General features: G+C 67.4%; 4 protein-coding genes and 1 pseudogene. All 5 read right to left on the reverse strand.

Annotation, left to right across the window (positions count from 1 at the left end; all coding sequences use genetic code 11):
• Positions 1–36: 36 nt before the first annotated feature.
• The gene (locus VMJ11_RS29145; protein WP_325624213.1) at positions 37–1,254 is read right to left on the reverse strand and encodes an aspartate aminotransferase family protein; all 1,218 of its coding nucleotides are present in this window, start codon (positions 1,252–1,254) and stop codon (positions 37–39) included.
• Between the two features lie 270 nt (positions 1,255–1,524).
• The gene (locus VMJ11_RS29150; protein WP_414694491.1) at positions 1,525–2,499 is read right to left on the reverse strand and encodes a GlxA family transcriptional regulator; all 975 of its coding nucleotides are present in this window, start codon (positions 2,497–2,499) and stop codon (positions 1,525–1,527) included.
• A gap of 164 nt (positions 2,500–2,663) precedes the next feature.
• Complete coding sequence (locus VMJ11_RS29155) at positions 2,664–3,467, reverse strand: ABC transporter ATP-binding protein (RefSeq protein ID WP_325624216.1); 804 nt, start codon at positions 3,465–3,467, stop codon at positions 2,664–2,666.
• 108 nt (positions 3,468–3,575) lie between these two features.
• Positions 3,576–4,289, reverse strand: a complete 714-nt coding sequence (locus VMJ11_RS29160; protein ID WP_325624217.1) for an ABC transporter permease — start codon at positions 4,287–4,289, stop codon at positions 3,576–3,578.
• 13 nt (positions 4,290–4,302) lie between these two features.
• Positions 4,303–4,467 (reverse strand): annotated as a pseudogene (locus tag VMJ11_RS29165) (histidine ABC transporter permease); the annotation flags it as partial.

Genomic DNA, 4,467 nt, shown 5'->3' on the forward strand with positions numbered 1-4,467 from the left:
CGCGGGGGTTGCAAATTGTCGGATGGCGCGCGGCGTTCAGCGCGCGCCGATGACGTCTTCGAAAGCCTGTTCGAGGCGCGCGAAGCCCTCGTTCAGATCGGCTTCCGGAATGACGAGCGACGGTGCGAAGCGCAGCACGTCCGGGCCCGCGATCAGCATCATCACGCCGCGATTCGCGGCCGCCGCGTTGAAGTCCTTGGCGCGGCCCGCAAATCGCTCAGTGAGTTCGGCGCCGATCAGGAGGCCCTTGCCGCGCACTTCCCTGAACATGTCGAAACGCTCGTTGAGTTTCGCGAGCTTGCCGCGAATCGCTTCGCCGCGCGCGCGCACGCCCGCCAGCACCGCCGGGTCGCTCACGAGCTCGACCACCTTGCCCGCAATCGCCGCGCCGAGCGGATTGCCGCCGTAGGTCGTGCCGTGCACGCCCACCTTGAAATGCGCGGCGATGGGCTCGGTCGTGAGCATCGCGCCGATCGGGAAGCCGTTGCCGAGCGCCTTCGCCGTCGTGAGGATGTCGGGCGTCACGCCCGTGTCCTCGTAGGCGTAGAAGTGGCCGGTGCGGCCCACGCCGGTTTGCACCTCGTCGAAAATCAGCAGCGCGCCGTGCGCGTCGCAGGCTTCGCGCAGCGCGCGCAGGAATGCCGGATCGGCGGGAATCACGCCGCCTTCGCCCTGCACGGGCTCGACGATCACGGCGCAGGTCTGCGCGCCGATCGCGCGCTTTGCCGCCTCGATGTCGTTGTACGGCAGATGCGTGATGCCCCCGGGAACGGGGCCGAAGCCTTCGGAATATTTCGGCTGGCCGCCCACGCTGACGGTGAAGAACGTGCGGCCGTGGAACGACTGCGTGAAGGAGATGATTTCGAACTTCTCGGCGCCGTGGCGCTCGAACGCCACGCGGCGCGCGAGCTTGAGCGCCGCCTCGTTCGCTTCCGCGCCCGAGTTCGCGAAGAACGCGCGGTCGGCGAAGGTGAGCGATTCGAGCTGGCGCGCGAGGCGCAGCACGGGCTCGTTGGTGTAGCCGTTGCCGATGTGCCAGAGTTTGCCTCCCTGCTCGTGCAGCACGCGCAGCAGCTCGGGGTGCGCGTGGCCGAGCGAGGTCACGGCGATGCCGCACGCGAAGTCGATGTAGTCGCGCCCCTCGGTGTCCCACACGCGCGAGCCGACGCCGCGATCGGGTACGAACGGCGCGGGCGAGAAACACGGCACCATCACTTCGTCGAAGGTCTTGCGGCTCACAGTCTGGTCGTTCATGGCGATTCCTCTCTCACTCAATGCGTGGCTCAATACAGCTCAATACGGCTCGAATTCAGGGTCGATGCGGCTCGGGGCGGCGCCCTTCGCATCCGTTAGCAGAAGCAGTGTAGGCAAGCTCGGCACAAACGTCTTGCGCAGGGGCGACGCGTTCTTTCGTGCACGGCGTGATGGCCCGGTCAATGTTGGCTGTACTCAGCCGAACCCGGCTGAACCGGCTGAACCCGGCTGAACCGCATAAACGGCGCACCCTGCGGCGCAGCCACACGCTCATCCGGCTTCAGGCGGCTCGACGAGCGCGCCCGCGCGCGGCTCGGCGGCCGCCGCCCCGCCGTGCTGGCGCTCGATCCAGTTGCGGCGATCCTCGCGCGGCGTCACGCCGAAGCGCTCGCGATAAGCGTTCGAAAAATGCGCGGCCGACGAAAACCCGCACGCAAGGCTGATCTGCACCACCGACTTGCTCGTGCGCTGCAACTGCGAGCGCGCCTTCGCCAGCCTCAGCCCGAGGTAGTACTTCGACGGCATCGCGCCCAGATACTGGCGAAAGAGCCGCTCGAGCTGGCGCCGCGACACGCCCACGAGATTCGCGATGTCGTCGGTGGTGAGCGGATCTTCGATGTTGGCTTCCATGAGCATCAGCGCGTCGTTCAGGCGCGGATGGCGCTCGCCCGGCGCCGTCACGAACGGAATGCGCTGGCGCTCGTCGCCGCTCCTGAGCGTGCTCGCGCCGAGCGCGTCGGCGATGCGATCGGCAAGCTCGGGGCCGTGATCGCGCCCGATCATCGCGAGCATGAAGTCGAGCGTCGCCTGGCCGCCCGCGCAGGTCGCGCGGTCGCGGTCGATTTCGTAGATGTGCTGCGTGACGATGGTGCGCTCGAACTGCTCGGCGAACTGCTGATAGGTTTCCCAGTTCACGGCCACGCGATAGCCCTGCAACTGCCCCGCCATCGCGAGCCACCAGATGCCGTGGTGGATGCCCGTGACGAGCGGCGTGCGCTGCCCCACGCGCGCGAGGCTCGCGAGAAAGAGCCGGTAGTCGGCGAACTGCTGGTAGCGCTCGGTCACGACGATGAGCCAGTCGCACGATACGGCGTCGCCGAACGCACAGTCGGCGGCCCATTGCGCACCGCCCGCGAGCGGCACCGGGCGGCCGTTCCACGAACACATCTGCCAGCGGTAGAGCGCGCGGCCGTCGATTTCGTTGGCGAGATTGAGCGCGTCGACGATCGGGCCCACGCCCGACATCGAGACGGGCGGGAGCGCGACGATCGCGACCTGCGTCGTGCGCCCCGCGCGAGCGGCCTGCGCCGGGCCGCCCGGCGCGGCGACGGGAAGGGGAGCGGGAGGAGGCACGGCGGAACGGACCATCGGCAAGGCAACGCGCGAGAGCGGCAAGAACGCAGCGCCGCTTACTTGAGGCTGCCCGAGAGGAACTGGCGCAGGCGCTCGCTCCTCGGCGCGCCGAGCACGTCCGCGGGCGTGCCCTCTTCCTCCGTGCGGCCCTGATGCAGGAACATCACGTGATTCGACACATTGCGCGCGAAGCCCATTTCGTGCGTGACGACGATCATCGTGCGGCCCTCCTCGGCAAGCTTCTGCATCACCTTGAGCACCTCGCCCACGAGTTCGGGGTCGAGCGCCGAGGTCGGCTCGTCGAACAGCATCACGTCCGGATGCATGGCGAGCGCGCGCGCGATCGCCACGCGCTGCTGCTGGCCGCCCGAGAGATGCGAGGGATACTGCTTCTCCACGCGCGGCGCGAGCCCCACTTTCTCCAGATACTGCCGCGCACGCTCCTCGGCCTCCTTGCGCGGCACGCCGAGCACGTGCAAGGGCGCTTCCATCACGTTCTCGATCACGTTCATGTGCGACCACAGGTTGAAGTGCTGGAACACCATGGCGAGCTTGGTGCGGATGCGCTGCAGCTGCTTGTGGTCGGCCACGTCGAGGTCGCCGTTGCGGCCGGCCTTCGTGCGCACGGTCTCGCCGTCCACGACGATCTCGCCCGCATTCGGCTTCTCGAGGAAATTGATGCAGCGCAGGAACGTGCTCTTGCCCGAGCCGCTCGCGCCGATGATGCTGATCACGTCGCCCTTCTTCGCGTCGAGCGAGACGCCCTTGAGCACCTCGTTGTCGCCATAGCGCTTGTGGATGTCGCGGGCAACGAGCTTGCTCGCTTCGGATTGCGTCGCGCTTTGCGTCGTGTGAGCCAAGATGGTCTCCTTTGGGAATGGCGTGCCGGGCGAGTCCAGGCGGGTACGCACGGGTCGTGCTCAGTGGGTACGCACGGAACGTGCTCGGTGGATACGCACGTGACGTGTTCAGCGGCTACGCACGGCGAGGTGGCCGAGCCAGCGCTTTTCGGCGCGGCGGAAGGCAGCCACCAGCACGAACGATACCGCACAGTAGATCAGCGCCGCGAGGCCGAACGACTCGAACGAGCGGTACGTGGCCGAGTTGGCGTCGCGCGCGACCTTCAGGATGTCGGGCACGGTCGCGGTGAAGGCCACCGTGGTCGCGTGCAGCATCAGGATCACCTCGTTACTGTACAGCGGCAGCGCGCGGCGCAGCGCCGAAGGCAGGACCACGCGCCAGTACATCGTAAACGGGCTCATGCCGTAGGCGCGCGCTGCTTCGACTTCGCCGTGCGTGGTCGCGCGAATCGCGCCCGCGAAAATCTCCGTCGTGTACGCGCAGGTGTTCAGCGCGAACGCGAGAATCGCGCAGTTCAGGCCGCTGCGAAAGAACGCGTCGAGGAGCGGCTCCGAGCGCACGAACGCGAGACTGTACACGCCCGTGTAGATGAGCAGCAACTGCACGTAGAGCGGCGTGCCGCGAAACACATAGGTATAGAAGCGAACCGGCAGCGAGAGCCAGCGGCGGCTCGACACGCGCGCCACGGCGAGCGGCACCGCGCACACGAAGCCGAAGGCCACGGAAATCACGAGCAGCCACAGCGTCATCGCGAGGCCCGACACGTGCTCGCCGTCCCAGTAGAGGAACGCGCGGCCGAATTGCTGGAGGATTTCGTTCATGGCGGGGCTTTCCTCAGAGTTGCGCGTGGCGCACGCCCACCGAATAGCGGCGTTCGAGCCAGACGAGCGCGAAGTTCGAAATGGTGGTGATCGCGAGATAGATGAGCGCTGCGATCGTCAGGAAGAAGAACAGGTTGAAGGTGCTGCGGCCCGCGTCCTGGGCGGCCTTCACGACGTC

Origin of the sequence: Paraburkholderia sp., from assembly GCF_035501035.1 — a bacterium.
Lineage (GTDB): Bacteria > Pseudomonadota > Gammaproteobacteria > Burkholderiales > Burkholderiaceae > Paraburkholderia.